Source organism: Pseudomonas sp. R1-7 (assembly GCF_051132105.1).
GTDB lineage: Bacteria > Pseudomonadota > Gammaproteobacteria > Pseudomonadales > Pseudomonadaceae > Aquipseudomonas.
In genome coordinates this window covers 3,818,459-3,840,358 of the sequence record NZ_CP071661.1, presented here as the reverse complement: position 1 = coordinate 3,840,358, position 21,900 = coordinate 3,818,459, and the positions used below count along the sequence as shown (strand labels likewise).

Genomic DNA, 21,900 nt, shown 5'->3' with positions numbered 1-21,900 from the left:
CGCTCCCACAGGTTGGCTTGGGGCAGCTGTCAGCTATGCAGCGTCTCGGCCGCGTACAGCGTGTTCTCCAGGAGGCAGGCGCGAGTCATCGGGCCAACGCCACCAGGCACCGGAGTGATCCAGCCGGCGCGGGGCAGGGCTGTCTCATACACCACGTCGCCGACCAGCTTGCCGTCGTCCTGGCGGTTGATGCCCACGTCGATGACGATGGCGCCTTCCTTGATCCATTCGCCCTTGACCAGGCCAGGCTTGCCGGCGGCAACCACCACCAGGTCGGCCCGGCCGACGTGGCCAGCCAGGTCCCTGGTGAAGCGGTGGGTTACGGTGACGGTGCAGCCGGCCAACAGAAGCTCCATGGCCATCGGGCGGCCAACGATATTGGAGGCGCCAACTACCACGGCGTCGAGCCCGTAAAGGTCCACACCGGTGCTTTCCAGCAAGGTCATGATGCCCTTGGGCGTGCACGGGCGCAGCAATGGAATGCGCTGCGCGAGGCGGCCGACGTTATAAGGGTGGAAACCGTCGACGTCTTTGTCGGGGCGGATGCGCTCCAGCAGCTTCGAAGCATCCAGGTGTTCAGGGAGGGGCAGCTGGAGAAGGACGCCATCGATGTTCGGGTCATCGTTGAGGCGGTCGATCAGATCGGTCAACGCTTGCTGAGTGGTTTCGGAAGGCAGGTCGTAGGCCTGGGAAAGGAAGCCGACCTCTTCACAGTCTTTACGCTTGTGCGAGACATAAACCTGAGAGGCAGGATCGCTGCCGACCAGGATCACCGCAAGGCCGGGCGTGCGCAGGCCTTGCTGGCGGCGCTCGGTGACTCGTTGGGCGATCTGCTGGCGCAGGCTGGCGGCGATCGATTTGCCGTCGATAAGTTGTGCAGTCATTGCGCGTGGTTAACCATCGAGAGGGGAAAAAAAGAGAGCGCATTCTCGCATGCCGAGGCGTGAGGGCAAAGGCGCTTGGTCTGTAAATTCCCCTAACCCCTTTAATTAAATGAATTTTTTTTAAAAAAGAGTTGACGACCTATCGGGCCGTCTATAACATTCGTCGCACTTGTCGGGCACAGCCTAGCACTGGTTAAGAAGGTGGAGCGGAGTTGGTTGTTTAAACTCGGTGAAGCTGAAAGCACTTAGTTTGTAATCGTCCAAGAATACAGATTAAAAAGGCGCCCGTAGCTCAGCTGGATAGAGCATCCGCCTTCTAAGCGGATGGTCGCAGGTTCGAGTCCTGCCGGGTGCGCCATTAGGCAGCTTTGGCACAAGTAAGGCAACAAGGCAATATGGTGGGCGTAGCTCAGTTGGTAGAGCACGGGATTGTGACTCCCGTTGTCGTGGGTTCGATCCCCATCGTCCACCCCATATTCTAGAAAGGCGCCAGATTTAACAGTCTGGCGCCTTTGCTTTAAAAGCTTGATACGCGGATGTGGTGGAATTGGTAGACACACTGGATTTAGGTTCCAGCGCCGCAAGGTGTGAGAGTTCGAGTCTCTCCGTCCGCACCATACAAGTCGCTATTTAATTAGCAGAGAACGGCGCAGAACCTGAAAAGGGCTGCGCCGTTTTTGTTTTCAGCGTTTTTGGTTTCGCTGTTCGGCGCCGTTTTCGAAGCGGTGTGCAGTGGTTGGTTCGTCGCGAATGTGTTTCGTGATGATGCGTGACGCGTCCGTCGGTCTCTTTGCGAGGCTGGACAATGTGTGACCGGACAAGTCGCTTCTATATATAGAAGCATTGGCGCAGAGCCCTGGGCTGAATCCGCTTTATTTGCAATCCGGGCGGGGCATGACCGTTTGTCCCGTCCTAAATCCGGAGCCTGTTTCCAGTGCATTTTCAGTAGGGTGACTTCTTGAGTTTGACCTACTAGAATGCATGCCCTTGATTCTGGGGTCGGAAACGCCCGGCCAACGTCTGTGCAACGAGGAATATCCATGCAAGTTTCTGTTGAAAATACATCTGCTCTTGAGCGCCGCATGAGCATCACCGTGCCAGCTGAGCGTATCGAGACTCAGGTCAACAAGCGTCTGCAGCAGACTGCCCAAAAGGCCAAAATCCCAGGTTTCCGCCCAGGCAAGGTGCCAATGAGCGTGATTCGTCAGCGTTACGAAGCTGATGCGCGCCAGGAAGCCGTGGGCGACGTGATCCAGTCTTCGTTCTACGAAGCAGTGGTCGAGCAGAAGCTGAACCCGGCTGGCGCTCCTTCCGTCGAGCCTAAAGTGCTGGAAAAAGGCAAGGACCTCGAGTTCGTTGCCACGTTCGAAGTGTTCCCTGAGTTCACCGTTGCCGGTTTCGAATCCATTGCTGTCGAGCGCCTGAGCGCCGACGTTTCGGATGCCGACCTGGACAAGATGCTCGACATCCTGCGCAAGCAGAACACTCGCTTCGAAACGACTGATCGTGCTGCCCAGAACGAAGACCAGTTGAACATCGATTTCGTCGGCAAGGTCGATGGTGAAGTGTTCGCCGGCGGTTCCGCCAAGGCCACTCAGCTGGTGCTGGGCTCCGGTCGCATGATCCCAGGTTTCGAAGATGGCCTGGTTGGCGCCAAGGCTGGTGAAGAGCGCGTCCTGAACGTGACCTTCCCTGAGGACTACCAGAACCTGGACCTGGCTGGTAAGGCCGCCGAGTTCACCGTGACCGTCAACAGCGTTTCCGAGCCGAAGCTGCCTGAGCTGAACGAAGAATTCTTCGCCCAGTTCGGCATCAAGGAAACCGGCCTGGAAGGTTTCCGCGCCGAAGTTCGCAAGAACATGGAGCGTGAGTTGCGCCAGGCCATCAAGTCCAAGGTCAAGAACCAGGTCATGGACGGTCTGCTGGCGTCCAACCCGATCGAAGTGCCGAAGGCCCTGCTGGACAACGAAGTGAACCGTCTGCGCGTGCAGGCCGTTCAACAGTTCGGCGGCAACATCAAGCCAGACCAACTGCCGGCCGAACTGTTCGAAGAGCAGGCCAAGCGCCGTGTCGTACTGGGCCTGATCGTCGCTGAAGTGGTCAAGCAGTTCGAACTCAAGCCTGACGAAGCCCGCGTTCGCGAGCTGATCCAGGAAATGGCTTCGGCTTATCAAGAGCCTGAGCAAGTGGTGTCCTGGTACTACAAGAACGACCAGCAACTGAACGAAGTCCGTTCGGTTGTGCTGGAAGAACAAGTTGTGGATACTGTTCTGCAGAAAGCTAGCGTGACCGACAAAGCGGTCTCTTACGAAGAAGCGGTCAAGCCGGTGGAAGCTCCACAAGCCGATTGATGGTTCTGCGGTAAGAAATACACACCATAAGCCAGCCTTCGCGCTGGCTTATGCGTATTCAAGACATAACTATTTGGGAGTGACTGCGAGACATGTCCCGCAATTCTTTTTATCAGCAGAGCTCTGACATCCAGGCCGCAGGCGGTCTGGTCCCTATGGTTATCGAGCAGTCCGCCCGTGGCGAACGTGCCTATGACATCTATTCGCGTCTGCTCAAGGAACGCGTGATCTTTTTGGTGGGGCCGGTAGAGGACTACATGGCCAACCTGATCTGTGCGCAACTGTTGTTCCTTGAAGCCGAGAACCCGGACAAGGATATCCATCTCTATATCAACTCCCCTGGCGGTTCGGTAACCGCAGGCATGTCGATCTACGACACCATGCAGTTCATCAAGCCCAACGTTTCGACGACCTGTATCGGTCAGGCTTGCAGCATGGGTGCGTTTTTGCTGACCGCCGGTGCCCATGGCAAGCGTTATTGCCTGCCGAACTCGCGCGTGATGATTCACCAGCCACTGGGCGGTTTCCAAGGCCAGGCATCGGACATCGAAATCCATGCCAAGGAAATTCTCTTCATCCGCGAGCGCCTCAATACCTTGATGGCCAAGCACAGCGGGCGCACGCTTGAAGAAATCGAGCGTGATACCAATCGCGACAATTTCATGAGCGCTGAAGCTGCACGTGAGTATGGCCTGATCGATGAAGTGATCAGCCAGCGCCCCGCTTAAAATAAGCAGCTCAAAATGAGGTTGGTCGGCAGGTCCGATCACCTGCGGGCTTGAAAAAGCCCGCAATTGCCTTCATCTTGTGTTGCAAGCCTATCGGATTTGGATCGATCGAATGACTGACACCCGCAACGGCGAGGACAACGGCAAACTGCTTTATTGCTCCTTCTGTGGCAAAAGCCAGCATGAAGTACGCAAATTGATTGCCGGTCCCTCGGTCTTCATTTGCGACGAGTGCGTCGACCTGTGCAATGACATCATCCGCGAGGAGGTGCAGGAAGCCCAGGCCGAAAGCAGCGCGCATAAGTTGCCTTCGCCTAAAGAAATCAGCGGCATCCTTGACCAGTATGTTATTGGTCAGGAACGCGCGAAAAAGGTATTGGCCGTAGCGGTGTACAACCACTACAAACGCCTGAACCAGCGTGACAAAAAGAATGACGAGGTCGAGCTCGGCAAGAGCAACATCCTGCTGATCGGCCCGACAGGCTCGGGTAAGACCCTGCTTGCCGAAACCCTGGCCCGCTTGCTGAACGTTCCGTTCACCATCGCCGACGCAACCACCCTCACCGAGGCGGGTTATGTGGGCGAGGACGTCGAGAACATCATTCAGAAGTTGTTGCAGAAGTGCGACTACGACGTGGAAAAGGCCCAGATGGGCATTGTCTACATCGATGAAATCGACAAGATTTCCCGCAAGTCCGACAACCCGTCCATTACCCGGGATGTTTCCGGCGAGGGCGTGCAGCAGGCCTTGCTCAAGTTAATCGAAGGCACGGTCGCTTCCGTACCGCCCCAGGGTGGTCGCAAGCATCCGCAGCAGGAGTTCCTGCAGGTCGATACCCGTAACATCCTGTTCATTTGCGGCGGTGCGTTCTCCGGCCTCGAAAAGGTCATCCAGAACCGCTCCACCCGTGGCGGCATCGGTTTCAACGCCGAAGTCCGCAGCAAGGAAGAGGGCAAGAAGGTTGGTGAGTCCCTGCGTGAAGTCGAACCTGACGATCTGGTCAAGTTCGGTCTGATCCCGGAGTTCGTTGGTCGTCTGCCGGTCTTGGCCACATTGGATGAGTTGGATGAAGCAGCGTTGATGCAGATTCTGACAGAGCCGAAAAACGCCCTGACCAAGCAATATGCCAAGCTGTTCGAAATGGAAGATGTCGATCTCGAATTCCGTTCCGACGCGTTGAAAGCGGTCGCCAAGCGAGCCCTGGAGCGTAAGACCGGTGCCCGTGGGTTGCGCTCGATTCTCGAAGGCGTGCTGCTCGATACGATGTATGAAATCCCCTCGCAGTCCGAGGTGAGTAAAGTCGTGATCGACGAAAGCGTCATTGAAGGCAAGTCCAAGCCACTGTATATCTACGAAAACAGTGAGCCGGCTGCCAAGGCTGCACCGGACGCTTGAGTGTCCCGCAGTTGAAATAAAAGAAGGGGCCTTCGGGCCCCTTTGCTATTAGCGCGTTTTAGACGTGTCTTAGCGCTTGTTTTTTTTGAAGGCTGCCCCCATCTTGGTTTCAAGCTTACTTCCATCTGTTTACGGCCTTACGGCCGCCGTAGAGGCGAAATCATGAAGACAACCATCGAATTGCCTCTCCTGCCATTGCGCGATGTCGTGGTATATCCGCACATGGTTATCCCGCTGTTCGTGGGGCGCGAGAAGTCCATCGAAGCCCTGGAGGCCGCGATGACGGGTGATAAGCAGATTCTTCTGATCGCTCAGAGAAATCCTGCCGACGATGATCCCGGTGAAGACGCACTTTATCGCGTAGGTACGATTGCAACGGTCTTGCAGCTGCTCAAGCTGCCCGATGGCACGGTGAAAGTGCTGGTCGAGGGCGAGCAGCGCGGGGCGGTCGAACGTTTCAGCGAAGTCGACGGCCACTGCCGTGCCGAAGTCTCGCTGATCGACGAGGTCGATGCGCCGGAGCGTGAATCCGAGGTGTTTGTGCGCAGCCTGCTGTCGCAGTTCGAACAGTACGTGCAGTTGGGCAAGAAGGTACCTGCCGAGGTGCTGTCGTCGCTTAACAGCATCGACGAGCCCGGACGCCTGGTCGACACGATGGCGGCCCACATGGCCCTCAAGATCGAGCAGAAACAGGAAATCCTCGAGATCATCGACCTCTCGGCCCGCGTCGAGCACGTATTGGCTTTGCTCGACGGCGAAATCGACCTGCTGCAGGTTGAAAAGCGTATTCGTGGCCGCGTCAAGAAACAGATGGAGCGCAGCCAGCGCGAGTACTACCTGAACGAGCAGATGAAGGCCATTCAGAAAGAGCTCGGCGATGGCGATGAAGGTCACAACGAAATCGAAGAGCTGAAAAAGCGCATCGATGCCGCTGGTCTGCCGAAGGATGCCCTCGCCAAGGCCCAGGCAGAGCTGAACAAGCTCAAGCAAATGTCGCCGATGTCGGCCGAAGCCACCGTGGTGCGCTCCTACATCGACTGGCTGGTCCAGGTGCCGTGGAAAGCCCAGAGCAAGGTACGCCTGGACCTGGCGCGTGCCGAAGACATCCTTGATGCCGACCATTACGGTCTCGAAGAGGTCAAGGAACGTATTCTTGAATACCTCGCTGTACAAAAGCGCGTGAAAAAGATTCGTGGCCCGGTCCTGTGCCTGGTTGGTCCTCCTGGGGTTGGTAAAACTTCCCTGGCGGAGTCGATCGCCCATGCCACCAACCGTAAATTCGTGCGCATGGCCCTTGGCGGCGTGCGCGACGAAGCGGAAATCCGTGGTCATCGTCGTACCTACATCGGTTCGATGCCGGGAAGATTGATTCAAAAAATGACAAAGGTCGGCGTGCGCAATCCGCTGTTCCTTCTGGATGAAATCGACAAGATGGGCAGCGATATGCGTGGCGATCCTGCGTCCGCGTTGCTGGAGGTCCTCGATCCCGAGCAGAACCACAACTTCAACGACCACTACCTTGAAGTCGACTACGACCTGTCGGATGTAATGTTCCTCTGCACCTCCAACTCCATGAACATCCCGCCTGCGTTGCTGGACCGGATGGAGGTGATTCGTCTGCCGGGCTACACCGAAGACGAGAAGATCAACATTGCCGTCAAATACCTTTCGCCCAAGCAGATCCAGGCCAATGGACTGAAGAAAGGCGAATTGGAGTTCGACGAGGAAGCGATCCGCGACATCATTCGCTACTACACCCGCGAAGCCGGCGTGCGTGGGCTGGAGCGGCAGATCGCCAAGGTTTGCCGAAAGGCGGTGAAAGAGCATGCGCTGGAGAAACGCTTTGCGGTCAAGGTCACTTCAGATCTGCTGGAGCATTTCCTGGGCGTGCGTAAATTCCGCTACGGCCTTGCCGAACAGCAGGATCAGATCGGCCAGGTGACCGGCCTTGCGTGGACGCAGGTCGGTGGCGAGCTGCTGACGATCGAAGCCGCCGTGGTACCGGGCAAGGGCCAGTTGATCAAGACCGGTTCCCTGGGTGATGTGATGGTGGAATCGATCACGGCGGCGCTGACGGTTGTCCGCAGCCGTGCTCGGAGCCTGGGCATTCCCCTGGATTTCCATGAGAAGCGCGACACCCACATCCACATGCCGGAAGGGGCAACACCCAAGGACGGACCGAGTGCCGGCGTGGGCATGTGCACCGCCCTGGTTTCCGCACTGACCGGTATTCCGGTGCGTGCCGATGTGGCGATGACGGGGGAAATCACCCTGCGCGGCCAGGTCCTGGCAATTGGCGGCTTGAAGGAAAAACTGCTGGCGGCTCACCGCGGTGGGATCAAGATTGTGATCATTCCTGAAGAGAACGTCCGTGATCTGAAGGAAATTCCTGACAACATTAAGCAGGATCTTCAGATCAAACCCGTTAAATGGATTGACGAAGTCCTGCAAATTGCGCTGCAATACGCGCCGGAGCCCTTGCCGGATGTGGCTCCGGAGATTGTCGCGAAGGAAGAAAAGCGAGAGTCTGACTCTAAGGAAAGAATTAGCACGCATTAATACGCATTTGCCTGGGGGGCCTTCCTTGACAGTTTTTTAGAGCCCTTGTTATAAAGCGGCTCTTAAGTGTCTGCAGGCCATTCAGCACTCGTTTTTGCTTTCACCAAAAAAAACTTAGAATCATCTCAAATAGATATAAGGGGACTTAGAGTGAACAAGTCGGAACTGATTGATGCTATCGCTGCATCCGCTGATATCCCGAAAGCTGCTGCTGGCCGTGCGCTGGACGCTGTAATCGAATCCGTCACTGGCGCTCTCAAGGCCGGCGACTCCGTTGTTCTGGTTGGTTTCGGCACCTTCTCCGTGACTGATCGTCCAGCACGTGTTGGCCGCAACCCGCAGACTGGCAAGACGCTGCAAATCGCTGCTGCCAAAAAGCCAGGCTTCAAGGCTGGTAAAGCGCTGAAAGAAGCCGTTAACTAAGGTTTCACTGAGTTTATCCGGGTCGGGGTCATGCCTGGCTTGGCAGCGGAGCGGTAATGCGTCCGGTAACATCCGGGCTGTCACGCCGAGGCTCGCGGGTTCGAGCCCGGTCCGCTTCGCCAGTTACGAGAAGGCGCATCCTCGGATGCGCCTTTCTTCTATCCGGATTCTACCCACGCTCCACGGTTGCCTAAATTTGAAGTTCAACCGTTTCTGGGGGACGCATGCTGCAGAATATCAGGGACAATTCACAAGGCTGGATTGCCAAGACCATCATCGGGATCATCGTCGCATTGATGGCGTTGACCGGTTTCGAAGCCATTTTTCAAGCCACCTCGAACAGCAATGAAGCGGCCAAGGTCAACGGCGAGGAGATCAGCCAGAACGAGCTGAGCCAAGCGGTCGACATGCAACGCCGCCAGCTCATGCAACAGCTGGGCAAGGATTTCGACGCTTCCTTGTTGGACGAGAAGATGCTGCGCGACTCGGCGCTCAAGGGCCTGATCGACCGCAAGCTGTTGCTGCAAGGCGCCCATGACGCGAAGTTCGCTTTTTCCGAAGCCGCGCTGGATCAGGTGATCCTGCAGACGCCTGAATTCCAGGTCGACGGCAAGTTCAGTCCTGAGCGTTTCGACCAGGTCATCCGTCAGTTGGGTTACGGTCGTCTGCAATTCCGCCAGATGCTGGCGCAGGAAATGCTGATCGGCCAACTGCGTGCCGGTCTCGCCGGCAGCGGTTTTGTCACCGATGCCCAGGTGCTGGCGTTTGCCCGCCTGGAAAAGCAGACCCGCGACTTTGCCACGCTCACCCTCAAGGCTGACCCATCGGCGGTGAAGCTGACCGATGACGAGGTCAAGGCCTACTACGATCAGCACGCCAAGGAATTCATGACGCCTGATCAGGTGGTCATCGATTACGTCGAGCTGAAGAAGGCCTCTTTCTTCGATCAGGTCAGCGTCAAGGACGAGGACTTGCAAGCGGCGTATCAGAAAGAAATCGCCAATTTGTCCGAGCAGCGTCGTGCGGCGCATATCCTGATCGAAGTGAACGATAAGGTCACTGAAGCCCAGGCAAAGGCGAAGATCGAGGAAATCCAGGCCCGCCTGGCCAAAGGCGAATCGTTCGAAGCCTTGGCGAAAGAGTATTCCCAGGATCCGGGCTCGGCGAACAATGGTGGCGACCTGGGCTTTGCCGGTCCTGGCGTCTACGATCCTGAGTTTGAAAAGGCGCTGTATGCCTTGGGCAAGGATCAGGTTTCGGCACCGGTGCGCACCGACTTCGGCCTGCATCTGATCAAGCTGCTGGGTGTCGAAGCGCCTGAAGTCCCGACCTTTGCCAGCCTGAAGGACAAACTGACGCGCGAGCTGAAGGCTCAGCAGGTCGAGCAGCGTTTCGTCGAGGCGACCAAGCAATTGGAAGACGCTTCGTTCGAGGCCTCGGACTTGGCGCAACCTGCCCAGGACCTCAAGCTGACCGTGCACACATCGGCACCGTTCGGTCGTGAAGGTGGCGAAGGGATTGCGGCCAATCGCGCCGTTATCGCTGCTGCGTTCAGCCCGGAAGTGCTGGAAGAGGGCGCCAATAGCACGGCCATCGAGCTGGACCCGGAAACGGTCGTGGTGCTGCGTGCCAAGGAACACCGCAAGCCTGCGCAGATCCCGCTGGAAAGCGTGTCCGGTCCTATACGCGCGCAGTTGGCCAAGGAACAGGCCAGCGCCAGTGCCAAGACTCAGGCCGACGAGCTGATCGCCAGCCTGCGCGATGGCAAGGTTGCCCTGGACAAGCCTGTCAATGGCCAGCCCTGGAAAGCTGTCGAAGCGGCGACCCGCAGCCAGGAAGGCATCGATCCTGCTGTGCTGCAGGCGCTGTTCCGCATGTCGAAGCCGGAGTCCAAGGACAAACCGACGTTCGCGAGCGTAACCCTGCCTGACGGCAGCGTGACGGTTTTGCGCTTGAACGGCGTCAACGAAGGCGCGGCACCGACCGAGGAAGAAAAGGCCGAGTACCGCCGCTACCTGGCGTCCCGTGTCGGTCAGCAGGACTTCGCGGCGTTCCGCAAGCAGTTGGAAAGCGAGGCGGACATCAAGCGCTTCTGAGAAACCTGATGCGTTGCGACGAGACCCCGGCCGAAATGCCGGGGTCTTTTTGTATCTGTGTATTGCCGCAAGCGGGGATGTTCGTCAATTCGTCGTCCGTGTGTCTTTTTCCCGTCGGCAAGCCCCCGTAGACTTGTAACCCCTTTGAGACACGATTACCCAAGCTGCCCGGCGGCGTTCTGTTGCACAATACGCGCCGGACTGTTTCCTCCAGGATGTTCAATGTTCAGATCATTTCACATGCGCACCGTTGGGCTGGCATTGCTGCTGACTGTCGCAGCCGGCTGTTCTTCCAAGAAAGCGGCCATTTACGAGCACGAGAACTTTGATGATTCCGGTACGTTCTCGCGAACCTATCCGGTGACTGACGTGGCGACCTGTGAGGCAGGGCGTCGGGCATTGCTCAGCCAGGGCTACATCATCACCAGCAGTGACCCGAAGCTGGTCAGCGGCCACAAGAGTTTCCAGCAGACTGGCGATACCCACATGGAGATCAGCTTCAACCTGGTCTGCGCCGAGGATGGTGGCCCGGGCCATCGCGCCACCATGTTCGCCAACGCCCTGCAGGACCGTTACGCCCTGAAGAAAATCAACAACTCCGCCAGCCTGGGCGTAGGCGTGTTGGGATCGGTCTCGATGCCGATCGGTTCATCGGACGATTCCATGGTCAAGGTGGCCAGTGAGACCGTTTCGGCGGCCAAGTTCTATGAGCGCTTCTTTGCACTGGTGGAGCTGTTCCTGCCGCCGGAAGCCAAGAAAGCCGTCGAGAACGTCGACAAGCCGAAAACCGAGCTTGGCGTGCCGGAACCCAAGACCGAACCGGCTGCCTTGGCTCCGGCCCCAGCCCCTGCGGCATTGCAAGCACCGGAGCCTGCGCCAGCCCCCGCCGCGCCGGTCGAGCAGGCTGCCCCAGTGCCGGTCGAACCTGCGCCTGCAGCATCGGAGCCGGTTGCGCCGCCCGTCGAGCCCGCGCCGATCGCACCCAGCGAGCCCGAGTCCTACGCGCCGTCTTCAACGGAAACCATCACTCCGCCACCGGCCAGCACTCTGCCTGCGCCGACAGAGCCGATCCAACCGCTTCCGGCCTCCTGAGTCGCTGTAGCAAGGGTGGTAATCCCTTGCTACATGTCCTGGCTTTAAATTCCCGATGCTGTGCTACGTTTAATTCATGAGGCCTTGGCTTCATGTTTTATTCACATGGCGGCTTTATGCTGATTCCAGGCCATCAGGCTTTGGTTCAACGATTTGGAAGGACATGCAATGGACGACTATCAGGAAGAGCTGCTGGAATACCAGGCCTATGAGCTGGACCCGTTGGAGCCCGCGGAAGACGCGACTGAGCTGTAGGGGCCAGCGCCGGTATTAGCTTGGAACAACGAGGCATGAAGACGGCTGGCTCTGGGAGCTGACGCTCATGTTCCCTTGCGGCTGCGGCGAAAATCCCCCGGTGTCTGGTTGTTCCAGCGCTTGAACGCGCGTTGGAAGGCTTCCGCCGAGGCGAACCCCAGCAAGTAGGCGATCTCGCCGAATGCCAGTTCAGTGTCGCGAATGTACGTCATGGCCAGGTCTCGACGGGTATCGTTGAGGATCGCCCTGAATTGCGTCCCTTCTTGCGCAAGTTTGCGGCGTAACGTCCAGGTTGGCAGCTTCAGGCGCATCGCCACTTCTTCAAGGTCTGGTTCCCGACCGCCGCTGAGCAGAGGCCCCAGCAATTGAATGATGCGTTCACGCAAGGTGCGCGTGCGAGTCAGTTGTTCCAGTTCCCTTTCGCATAACTGGACCAGGTGCCGCCAGGTACTGGGGCAGTGTTGTGGGTTGCGCTGGGCGAGGCTTTCCAGGCCCAGGCGCAGCTGGTTTTGCCCTGCACTGAATTGGATTGGGCAGTTGCCAAGTATCTGGTAGGCCTGCCCATAGGCAGGCTCCTCGAATTCGATGTCGACGCGTTCGGCGTGCAGCACTCTTTCGCTCACGCTGGACAACTGCGTGAGCCAGCCGGCAATGATCGAATCCACGACGAAGCGGTTATAGGTGTTATAGGGGCTGATGGAGTAGAACCGCAGCCACGCGCCTCGGGCATCCTCATGGAAGCTCGATTGCCCGCGATAGTTGGAACCATACAGCGGCTCGAAGCGGATCATGCACCGTGCGGCTTCTCGTACAGTCGGCGCCTGCGCGGCGGTAACACCTGCGAGCCCGGCCTGGCTCAAACGGCTGAGCTGCCCCATGAGCAACCCCAGGGCCGGGTCTTGTGTCAATTGGATCGCGGCATGCCCCAGGCGCATGTATCGGGGAATCGACAGGCGCGCCCCGGGTTCGGCCAGGCGCGCCGTGTCGAGGCCGTATTGTTCGAGCAATGGCTGCGGATCCTTCCCATGGCTGGTCACTGCGTCGGCAAGGCTATGGACGAAACCCACGGACAGGTCGCCCAGGCGCATCGGCTGGGGCTTCATGCTCACAGCCAGAGGTTCAACAGGCGAGCGCCACGCGCTTCGCCATCGGGGACCTGCTGGCCGCTATGGCTGATAAAGCTTTGGCCGGCTGTGCCGTTGTCCCAGAACTGGCCACGCAAGAACACACTGACGCCACCCTTGGCCTGGCTGACCGGCACCTGGCTGGTCAACGTCAGGCGACGCCAAGCCTGGCCTTCGGTTATCTCGCCGGGCTTGAGGCTCACTTCGCTTGGCGTGGAAAGGCCTTTGTAGCCGGCCCAGGGCTTGTCCCAAGTATCGCGGCCAATGACAAAGGCAGGCACGGCGATCAATTGCACGTGTTGCTCATCAAGTTGCCGATAATGAAGCGGATACCAACTGTCGCTGCCGATCAGCACGCCCAGCCGGCCGGCAGGGGTATCGATGGCCTCGAAAGCCTGGGTTTCTTCCGCCCCGAGCACCTCTTGCTGGTCGAATACCGGATGGCGTTGACGCACGGGTTGGCCGATCGGACGGCCATCGCGGCCGAACACCAGGCTGCTGTTGTAGAGCGCGCCGCGACCGATCTTCAGCTCACCTTCGCTGACGCTCGGCTCGGGCAGCACGATGGAACCGGCCACCAGGGTCACGCCGAACTCCTTCGCCAGGCCACCGAACAGCGCCTGGTAATCCTGGGCCATGGTGTCTGCTTTCATCCGCAGATAAGCATCGTCCAGGCGGCTATCGCCCTTGGCGCCCGCCAGTGCACGAAGAAAGGCCAGCGGATTGCTGACGGCGAGCCAATGCATGGCTTGTTTCAACGTGGCGGCTTGATACACCTCGTCTTTTTCGCCGCTGACCATCAGCCAGGTGCCGATGTGCTCAGGCAGGACCACAATGGTTTTGTCATTGAGAAGTCCCTGGTCGCGCGCCGCCTGCAGATAGGCGGCCAACTTGCGACGCAGGCGTTCAGGACTTTGGTAGTCGGTGGGAAAGAGCTCAGGTTGGATACCGAGCAAGTTGCCGCGATCGACGGGCGTACCCTGGTCGACCGCCAGGTTGATGCGCAGGTCTGACAGGTAATGGCCGACCGGACGGTCCACTGTCCACAGCGCGTAGGTGATAACGGCAGCCATCAAGGCCAGTGAGAGGAGCAGGTACAGAAATTTGCGCATGGGGACAGTCAACGGCCGCTTACAGGTTCGTGATTTTTCATCAGGACACCGGGCAGGGTACGGTAAAACAAAGGATTAGCGAAAGGGCGGGCAGCCGTCTGTCGAGCAGTAGTGCTGTGTTGGCGTGCCGACTGCGTTGCGTATTTTGATCATTAACTTGTCAGTTTCGGTCATTGAGCGCTCCGGTTCAGACTCTTACGCTGTCAGCCATGACTGATGGAAGCCACAGAGCTTCCACATTTTTCCGTGATCGCCCGTTGTGGAGTTGCCAATGACCGCCCCTCATTACCCGCATTTGCTGGCCCCGCTGGACCTGGGCTTTACCACGCTGCGCAACCGTACCCTGATGGGGTCGATGCACACCGGCCTTGAAGAAAAGCCCGGCGGCTTCGAGCGCATGGCGGCCTATTTTGCCGAGCGCGCCCGTGGCGGCGTGGGCCTGATGGTAACCGGCGGGATTGGCCCTAACGACGAGGGTGGCGTTTATTCCGGCGCGGCCAAGCTGACCACCGAAGAAGAAGCGCTCAAGCACCAGATCGTGACGCGGGCGGTGCATGAGGCGGGCGGCAAGATCTGCATGCAGATTCTCCATGCCGGCCGCTATGCCTACAGCCCCAAGCAGGTGGCACCGAGCGCGATCCAGGCGCCGATCAACCCGTTCAAGCCAAAAGAGCTTGATGAAGAGGGCATCGAAAAGCAGATCAGCGATTTTGTCACCTGTTCGGTACTGGCCCAGAAGGCTGAGTACGACGGTGTCGAGATCATGGGCTCGGAAGGCTATTTCATTAACCAGTTCCTGGCGGCCCACACCAACCACCGTACCGACCGCTGGGGTGGCAGCTACGAAAACCGCATGCGCCTGCCCGTGGAAATCGTGCGTCGCGTACGCGAGGCGGTCGGTCCGAACTTCATCATCATCTTCCGTCTGTCGATGCTCGATCTCGTGGAGGGGGGCAGCACCTGGGAAGAGATCGTCCAGTTGGCCAAGGCCATCGAGCAGGCCGGCGCGACAATCATCAACACCGGCATCGGTTGGCATGAAGCGCGTATTCCCACCATCGCCACCAAGGTGCCGAGGGCGGCGTTCAGTAAAGTCACTGCCAAGCTGCGTGGTTCGGTGAGCATTCCGCTGATCACCACCAACCGCATCAATACGCCCGAGGTCGCCGAGCAGATCCTGGCCGAGGGCGACGCCGACATGGTATCCATGGCACGGCCCTTCCTCGCGGACCCGGATTTCGTCAACAAGGCTGCCGCTGGCCGGGCGGATGAAATCAATACGTGCATTGGCTGCAACCAGGCCTGCCTGGACCATACGTTCGGCGGCAAGCTCACCAGTTGCCTGGTGAACCCGCGAGCGTGCCATGAGACTGAACTCAACTACCTGCCCGTGACCCAGGTGAAAAAAATCGCCGTGGTCGGCGCCGGCCCAGCCGGGTTGTCTGCTGCCACCGTAGCGGCCGAGCGCGGCCATCAGGTGACGCTGTTCGATTCGGCCAGTGAAATTGGCGGGCAGTTCAACGTTGCCAAGCGTGTGCCAGGCAAGGAAGAGTTTTTCGAAACACTGCGTTATTTCAAGCGCAAGTTGCAGACCACCCACGTCGAGTTGTGCCTCGACACCCGGGTCGACGTGGCGCAACTGGTGAATGGCGGTTTCGACGAGATCATCCTGGCCACCGGCATCGCACCGCGTGTCCCGGCGATTCCAGGCGTGGAGCATCCGAAGGTGTTGAGCTACCTGGACGTGATTCTCGAGCGTAAACCGGTTGGCCGTAGCGTTGCGGTCATTGGTGCCGGCGGGATCGGCTTTGACGTGTCGGAGTTCCTCGTGCATCAGGGCGTTGCCACCAGCCAGGACCGCGAAGCGTTCTGGAAGGAGTGGGGGATCGATACGCACCTGGAGGCCCGCGGCGGCGTGGCCGGCATCAAGGCTCAACCCCATGCGCCGGCGCGGCAGGTGTTCCTGTTGCAGCGCAAGAAGTCCAAGGTCGGCGATGGCCTGGGCAAGACCACCGGCTGGATTCACCGCACGGGCCTGAAAAACAAGCAGGTGCAGATGCTCAACAGCGTCGAATACCTGAAGATTGACGATGAGGGCCTGCACATTCGCATCGGCGAAACGGGCGAGCCGCAAGTGTTGGCGGTGGACAACGTGGTCATCTGCGCCGGCCAGGATCCGCTGCGCGAATTGCAGGAAGGCCTGGAAGCGGCTGGGCAAACGGTCCACCTCATCGGCGGTGCCGACGTGGCGGCGGAGCTGGATGCCAAGCGTGCGATCAATCAGGGTTCGCGGTTGGCTGCGCAGTTGTAGGCACCAGGCCGAAAGTCTTGCCCTTCCTGTGGGAGCGAGCTTGCTCGCGATAGCGTCAGGTTAGTCAAATCATCCAGTGGCTGACTCACAGCAATCGCGAGCAAGCTCGCTCCCACGCGGAGTTTCCAGATCCCGAAACCACCCGCCACCAAGCTGTTAAGATGCCGGCTCCTTTGCGTCCCGGCCCGCAGCCATGCTTCTTCCCGCTCTAGACTGGCATCCCCAACCTCGCCTCGAACGCCTTCACTTGGACTGGCTCGCCCACGCCAGCGTCGAGGTGGCGGTATTGCGCCTGGACCGGATCGATCCGCTGATCAGCGGCAACAAATGGTTCAAGCTGCTTCATCACCTGCTCGCTGCCCATCAGGCCGGTGCCGCAGGTGTAATGAGCCTGGGCGGCGCTTATTCCAATCATTTGCACGCCCTGGCCGCTGTGGGCAAGCGCTTCGGTTTTCCAACGGTGGGGCTGTTGCGTGGTCATGCTCAGGAGACGCCGACAGTACTGGACCTGAAAGCGTTCGGCATGACGTTGCACTGGTTGGGTTACGAAGGATACCGCAGGCGTCATGATGCAGATTTCTGGACGCCTTGGCAGTCACGATACCCTGGCTTCTGGCCCGTGCCGGAAGGCGGGGCGGGACTGCCCGGTGCACAAGGCTGCATGACCTGGGCAAGCTGTGCCCGTGACCAACTGGCAGCGTTGGGCTGGGAGGACTATCACGGCTGGTGGCTGGCCTGCGGCACCGGAACATCGCTGGCGGGCCTGGTGCTGGCTGAAGCAGGCCGGCGCCCGGTGCATGGCGTCCTGGCGGTGCCCGAAGATCACGGCGTCAGGCAGAACGTCGAATGCATCGTTAGTGCAGCGGGCCTTGCCGATCCGCTTTATGAGCTGTTTGACGGCAGCCGTGGTGGTTTCGGCCGGGTGGACAGTGATCTCGCCGCGTTCATCGAAACCACCCAGGCCATCGAACTGGAGCCGCTCTACACCGGCAAGGCGCTGATGTTGCTCAAGGCTCGCGTCGAGGCCGGTGCGTTCGAGCCGGGCACTCGCTTGATCTTCGTTCACACCGGCGGTTTACAGGGCCGCCGGGGGTTTCAGTAAGGGGTGGTCAACCGCGCTTGGGCATCATCCGCAGCAACGTGTTATCGCGCACCACATAATGGTGATACAGCCCGGCCAACGCATGCAGGCCAATCAACCAATAACCAACGGTGCCGCCAAGCACATGCCAGTCTTCCAGTTGCTCGGCAAACGCCTTGTCCGGCTCGACAAGCAATGGCAAGTCAAAACCGTAGAACATCACCTGATGCCCTTCGGCGCTGGTGATCAGCCAACCCAGCAGTGGCATGGCGATCATGAACAGGTACAACGCCCAGTGCATCAGGCGCGCCAGGAAGGTTTGCCATGCGGGCGAAGCCGGAAAGATTGCGGGTGCCTTGCCCATGCTCCGGGCGAACAGGCGCAGCCAGACCAGCACGAACACGGTCAGGCCAAGCATGAAGTGCGCTTCCTTGATCAACGTTCGACCGTCGCTGCCCTTCGGGAAAATCCCCCGGAACTCAATGCAGGCATAAACCACGGCCAGCAGCACCAGCATCAACCAGTGCAAAGTGACCGTGACGGTACTGTAGCGGTTTGCGGAATTTTTCCAGGGCATGCGGGTATCTCCAGTCATCAGGGTAAAGCGCTGTCTAGAGCAGCGTTGTGCTTGGACTGTAAGCCCGTTTCGTTGGGTTCGCATGAGGCAGATCAAGTTGACCTCATGAATTTATGATTCGCTCGCAGAATGTTCTTGTCATGCGGCCCGGGGGGAGCCAGTTTCTCGGCCAGGCCATGGGGTTCCTCAAGGCGTCATATCCGGTGGGTTCAAGAGCCAGTCAAATAGAAGGCTCACATCGTTGTCGCCCGGCGCCGAAGGGGGCGCCGATGAGGTGCCGCCGTCGTCCGGGCCGGGTTCGAGCAATCTTGCGCACAACACCGGCCGGTCGGGATCGCCGTCAAGGAAACTCACCAGTACCTCGCTGCCGCCCACCCATGAAGGGAGGTTGTCTGCTGCCAGGTGCGACACCGGCAGCGCTACGCCTTCGTCATCGCGACGCCAGAGGCTGACCATGATCTGGCCTTGTTTGTCAGGTATCGCGACCTGACCTGGCGGGCCAAGCACGTAGGCGAGGTGATAACCGGGTATGCATGGCTTGGGATGCTTGATGGGCGGTCGGTACACGGAAGACCAGGGGATCGCGCTGAACCGGTTACGGTAGTGCTTGGCCGCTGGCGTGTCCGGCAGGTTCCTCTGCAGGATGGAAAATTGCCGTCCACGGTGCCGGACCTCGGTAATCAGCCATTGATCATTGAACGTCGATACCGGATGCCCATCGATCTGTGCGATATGACCGCTGCGCATGGCCGATGAGGTGGTATGTCCGTGGATCTCCCGTTTTCGATAGCGCAAGCGTTCGAGACGCCGCCGGCCCGCCTGGAAACGGTGGGTTTTCGCGGGGTCGTCACGCATTCTTTCGTGCGTTGAATCCTGGCAGGACGGTAACGTGGGGTTGGTTTCTTCGGCCACTGCCCGATCACGAAACCCGTCGGGCGGCCCAGGGGGGATCGAATGATGGCGTTGATACAACCGCGTGATAGTGCCGCGCTTATCCGCCTCTGCGTGCGGGAGCAGTCCAGCCGACTGTAAAGGAAAACTCTTTGGGTCCTCCGCAAACACCAGGACATGGCCTTGAGGCGAGTGTTCGAAGTGGTAGTGAATGCCTTCCTCTTCGCATAAGCGCTGCAGCAGCGTCAGGTCGCTTTCCTCGTACTGGATGCAAAACGGGCGACGCGGATACTGCCCATTTGGCAGTTCGAAGCGATAGCTATGGGCAGGCAGTGCGTTGTCTTCCAGCAGGTTCTGCAAGATCTCTACGACACTGAGCCGATGAAAGATCCGCCGCCGCGGGCCTTGTTCCAACTGCTGGAGGTAAGGCACCAGCGTCATGCGATAACCAACGCGATGCGCAGAGCCCGCGGTCAGGCTGATGCTGTGCACAACGCCATGTATGACCGCCTGACCCTCCAGGCGCAGGAAGGCTGCTTGCCCCAGCAAAACGTCAGGACTGATCGGCGGCATCAGGCCAATCAGGTCGAGGTCGAAGCGGTACGGTTGATTGAGAGCTTCCCGACCGTGGAGCCTCAGGACCTGCAGGCGCATATCGCTTTGAATGATCGTCAGGCTGAAAGGGTGTTCCGTGTCGTTGCGCATCGCGGCACATCCTGGCTGAGGGAGAGAGTACAAAGGGTACGAAACCCCGGCGCGTGACGCTGTCCCCAAATCGCTATTTCAGAAACCCCCTACAACATGTTGTGAAAAAGTCGATGGGGCCGTCGCGATTTTTTGGTCGATCAGCCGGTTTAGGGCGTATAAACTTGCGCCACAGCGCCGGCCGGCAGATGTCTCGGCGCGTCAGACAAGAGAGTGAGTAATGGGCGCACAGTGGAAGGTTAAACACAAAGAAGCGGCTGCCAACGCCAAGGGGAAGATCTTCGGCAAACTGGTGAAGGAAATCACCATTGCGGCGCGAAACGGTGCCGATGTCGCCACCAACGCACACCTGCGGCTGGTGGTCGAGCAGGCCAAAAAGGCTTCGATGCCCCGCGAGACCCTGGAGCGTGCGATCAAGAAGGGTTCCGGCCAGCTTGGCGAAACCGTGCAATACCATCGTGTGACCTACGAAGGCTTCGCACCGCATCAGGTGCCGCTGATCGTTGAGTGCGTGACCGACAACATCAACCGTACCGTGGCGGAGATTCGCGTTGCGTTCCGCAAGGGCCAACTCGGCGCGTCGGGTTCGGTAGCCTGGGATTTCAACCATGTGGGCATGATCGAAGCCGCCCCTGACAGCCCCGAAGCTGATCCGGAAATGGCTGCCATCGAGGCCGGTGCCCAGGATTTCGAACCGGGCGAAGAAGGCGCGACATTGTTCATCACCGATCCCGCCGACCTCGATGCCGTGCAAAAGGCGTTGCCGGAGCAGGGCTTCACGGTGTTGTCCGCCAAGTTGGGCTATCAGCCGAAGAACCCGGTCAGTGGCCTGACCGACGAGCAGATGGCCGAAGTCGAGGCGTTCCTCGAAGGCCTCGACAATCATGACGACGTGCAGGACATGTTTGTCGGCCTGGCGGGTTAAGCCGAAGCCGCGGTGGTGAGGGAGCAAGCTCCCTCGCCACGCTAGCGCAGTAGACTTTCAATCTCGTCAAACCCCGGCCGCGCCAGCACATCCGGCTGGCAGCAGCGCGCCTCCAGATCCGTCAATCGTGCAAGATCCTCGATACCGAGGGCCGGCTCGATCCGCGTCAGCAACTCCCCCAGCAGAATCCCGAAGGCGCGCACCTCGATGCGTTGCAACGCGCGGGCCTGCCGGTCATCAATCGGGGCATGGAAAGACGCCGCGCCAAAATCCCCCAGCAAGCAATCGCCTTGGTCATTGCAGAGGATATTGTGGCCATAGAGATCCCCATGGGTGAGACCTCGCCGATGAAGGTGACCTGCCACACGGGCAATGCCTTGGGCGATGCGCACGGCCACATCGGCGCTCAGGCGCAGTTCATCGGGATAGACGTCACGCGTACAGGATTCCAGGCTCGGCAGCCCGGCCAAGTTGCGGTAGTCAGGGCCGATCAGGGCCATCACCAACCCTTCCTGCTGCTCAGGGTGACCGTTGACCTGACCCAACACCTCGATCAGGTTTGGATGCTTGCCAGCGGTGATGCACGCATGCATTTCATGCAGCGGCGAGCCATCGCTGGTCATCTGGCCTTTATAGAGCTTCACCGCGACGTCGCGCCCGGCCTGGCCTGGCGGTTGCCATAGCGCTTGGTGGATCACGCCCGATGCTCCTTCGCCCAATGACTGTTGCACGCTCAATTGCGACCAGTCGATCGGTGTGGCGACATGCAGCGCTTGGGCATCGGCTTCGGCTTCCAGTGGGTTATCGGCGTAGGCCAGCCAACTGAGACTCGGCATTTCCAACAACCACGACGGCAGCTCGGCCAGTTGATTGGCGGAAACACGCAGCAATTCGAGGCGATGACATTGTGCAAGGCTTTGCGGCAACTGCCGCAGGCGGTTGCCGGCCAGCATCAACTTTTGCAGGTGGGGACGGCGGCCCAGCTCCTCCGGCAGCTGGCTGATGCGGTTATCGGTCAGGATCAGCCAGCGCAGCAGGGGCGGCAAGGCTGCGCCGCTCACGCGCTCGATGCGGTTGGCCTTGAAGCCGACCATGGTCAATGCGCTGCAGCGGCCCAGGCATTCGGGCAGTTCGACGAAGCGATTATCCGAACAGAACAACACTCGCAGGCGAGTCAGGCGATGGAGATCCGCTGGCAACGTGTCGAGCTGGTTGTTGCTCAGGTCGAGGATTTCCAGCGAGTCCGCGAGATCGAAAATTTCCGGGGGAAACTCCGTCAGGCCGCATGACAGCTTCAGTCGGGTAATGCCCGATAGTTGGCCGGTTTGGAGTTGGGTGAGGGTGTGCATGGTGGAGATCGCTGTTATCAAGGGGCCGAGCGCAGGTGAAA

16 protein-coding genes and 3 tRNA genes are annotated in these 21,900 nt (G+C 59.2%); 13 read left to right on the top strand and 6 right to left on the bottom strand.

Annotated features, from left to right (window positions below):
• Positions 1-29: 29 nt before the first annotated feature.
• Positions 30-884 (bottom strand): bifunctional methylenetetrahydrofolate dehydrogenase/methenyltetrahydrofolate cyclohydrolase FolD, encoded by an 855-nt coding sequence (gene folD / locus J3P79_RS17115; RefSeq protein WP_434604458.1) that lies wholly within the window; start codon positions 882-884, stop codon positions 30-32.
• A gap of 281 nt (positions 885-1,165) precedes the next feature.
• Between folD and J3P79_RS17110 the strand changes: the two genes are divergently transcribed.
• The 10 genes from J3P79_RS17110 to J3P79_RS17065 all read left to right on the top strand — a co-directional run bounded on the left by J3P79_RS17110 (position 1,166) and on the right by J3P79_RS17065 (position 11,529).
• Positions 1,166-1,242 (top strand) — tRNA-Arg (locus J3P79_RS17110).
• A gap of 40 nt (positions 1,243-1,282) precedes the next feature.
• Positions 1,283-1,358 (top strand) — tRNA-His (locus J3P79_RS17105).
• Positions 1,359-1,416: 58 nt separating this feature from the next.
• A tRNA-Leu gene (locus tag J3P79_RS17100) sits at positions 1,417-1,501 on the top strand.
• Between the two features lie 423 nt (positions 1,502-1,924).
• On the top strand, positions 1,925-3,235 hold the full coding sequence (gene tig, locus J3P79_RS17095) for a trigger factor (RefSeq protein ID WP_039589133.1): 1,311 nt from the start codon (positions 1,925-1,927) through the stop codon (positions 3,233-3,235).
• A 92-nt stretch (positions 3,236-3,327) separates the two neighbouring features.
• Positions 3,328-3,963 (top strand): ATP-dependent Clp endopeptidase proteolytic subunit ClpP, encoded by a 636-nt coding sequence (gene clpP / locus J3P79_RS17090; RefSeq protein ID WP_186609760.1) that lies wholly within the window; start codon positions 3,328-3,330, stop codon positions 3,961-3,963.
• A gap of 112 nt (positions 3,964-4,075) precedes the next feature.
• Positions 4,076-5,359 carry an ATP-dependent Clp protease ATP-binding subunit ClpX gene (gene clpX / locus J3P79_RS17085; protein WP_039589134.1) on the top strand — a complete coding sequence of 428 codons (1,284 nt, stop codon included), beginning with the start codon at positions 4,076-4,078 and terminating at the stop codon, positions 5,357-5,359.
• A gap of 162 nt (positions 5,360-5,521) precedes the next feature.
• Positions 5,522-7,918, top strand: a complete 2,397-nt coding sequence (gene lon / locus J3P79_RS17080; protein WP_039589135.1) for an endopeptidase La — start codon at positions 5,522-5,524, stop codon at positions 7,916-7,918.
• Between the two features lie 150 nt (positions 7,919-8,068).
• Positions 8,069-8,341, top strand: coding sequence for an HU family DNA-binding protein (locus J3P79_RS17075; protein ID WP_008077714.1), 273 nt, complete (start codon positions 8,069-8,071; stop codon positions 8,339-8,341).
• A gap of 224 nt (positions 8,342-8,565) precedes the next feature.
• Positions 8,566-10,437 carry a SurA N-terminal domain-containing protein gene (locus J3P79_RS17070; protein WP_434604453.1) on the top strand — a complete coding sequence of 624 codons (1,872 nt, stop codon included), beginning with the start codon at positions 8,566-8,568 and terminating at the stop codon, positions 10,435-10,437.
• Positions 10,438-10,659: 222 nt separating this feature from the next.
• The gene (locus J3P79_RS17065; protein WP_434604451.1) at positions 10,660-11,529 is read left to right on the top strand and encodes a DUF2242 domain-containing protein; all 870 of its coding nucleotides are present in this window, start codon (positions 10,660-10,662) and stop codon (positions 11,527-11,529) included.
• A 320-nt stretch (positions 11,530-11,849) separates the two neighbouring features.
• Here J3P79_RS17065 and J3P79_RS17060 read toward each other — a convergent pair whose 3' ends face one another.
• Together J3P79_RS17060 and J3P79_RS17055 are read right to left on the bottom strand one after the other, a co-directional pair.
• Entirely contained in the window at positions 11,850-12,887 is a 1,038-nt protein-coding gene (locus J3P79_RS17060) for an AraC family transcriptional regulator (protein WP_434604449.1), read from the bottom strand.
• 2 nt (positions 12,888-12,889) lie between these two features.
• Entirely contained in the window at positions 12,890-14,020 is a 1,131-nt protein-coding gene (locus J3P79_RS17055; RefSeq protein ID WP_434604447.1) for a nitrilase-related carbon-nitrogen hydrolase, read from the bottom strand.
• Between the two features lie 271 nt (positions 14,021-14,291).
• On the opposite strand from J3P79_RS17055, the gene J3P79_RS17050 reads away from it, so the two are divergent.
• Positions 14,292-16,331, top strand: a complete 2,040-nt coding sequence (locus tag J3P79_RS17050; RefSeq protein ID WP_434604445.1) for an FAD-dependent oxidoreductase — start codon at positions 14,292-14,294, stop codon at positions 16,329-16,331.
• 193 nt (positions 16,332-16,524) lie between these two features.
• Positions 16,525-17,433, top strand: a complete 909-nt coding sequence (locus J3P79_RS17045) for a 1-aminocyclopropane-1-carboxylate deaminase/D-cysteine desulfhydrase (RefSeq protein ID WP_434604443.1) — start codon at positions 16,525-16,527, stop codon at positions 17,431-17,433.
• Positions 17,434-17,440: 7 nt separating this feature from the next.
• Here the strand turns inward: J3P79_RS17045 and J3P79_RS17040 are convergent, their stop codons facing one another.
• Together J3P79_RS17040 and J3P79_RS17035 are read right to left on the bottom strand one after the other, a co-directional pair.
• Positions 17,441-17,989, bottom strand: a complete 549-nt coding sequence (locus J3P79_RS17040) for a cytochrome b (protein ID WP_434604441.1) — start codon at positions 17,987-17,989, stop codon at positions 17,441-17,443.
• Positions 17,990-18,175: 186 nt separating this feature from the next.
• Positions 18,176-19,585: a type VI secretion system Vgr family protein gene (locus J3P79_RS17035; protein WP_434604439.1), complete on the bottom strand. Its 1,410-nt coding sequence runs from the start codon at positions 19,583-19,585 to the stop codon at positions 18,176-18,178.
• 220 nt (positions 19,586-19,805) lie between these two features.
• Between J3P79_RS17035 and J3P79_RS17030 the strand changes: the two genes are divergently transcribed.
• Positions 19,806-20,510, top strand: coding sequence for a YebC/PmpR family DNA-binding transcriptional regulator (locus tag J3P79_RS17030; protein WP_434604437.1), 705 nt, complete (start codon positions 19,806-19,808; stop codon positions 20,508-20,510).
• A gap of 41 nt (positions 20,511-20,551) precedes the next feature.
• Here J3P79_RS17030 and J3P79_RS17025 read toward each other — a convergent pair whose 3' ends face one another.
• Positions 20,552-21,859: a leucine-rich repeat-containing protein kinase family protein gene (locus J3P79_RS17025; protein ID WP_434604435.1), complete on the bottom strand. Its 1,308-nt coding sequence runs from the start codon at positions 21,857-21,859 to the stop codon at positions 20,552-20,554.
• Between the last annotated feature and the right edge of the window lie 41 nt (positions 21,860-21,900).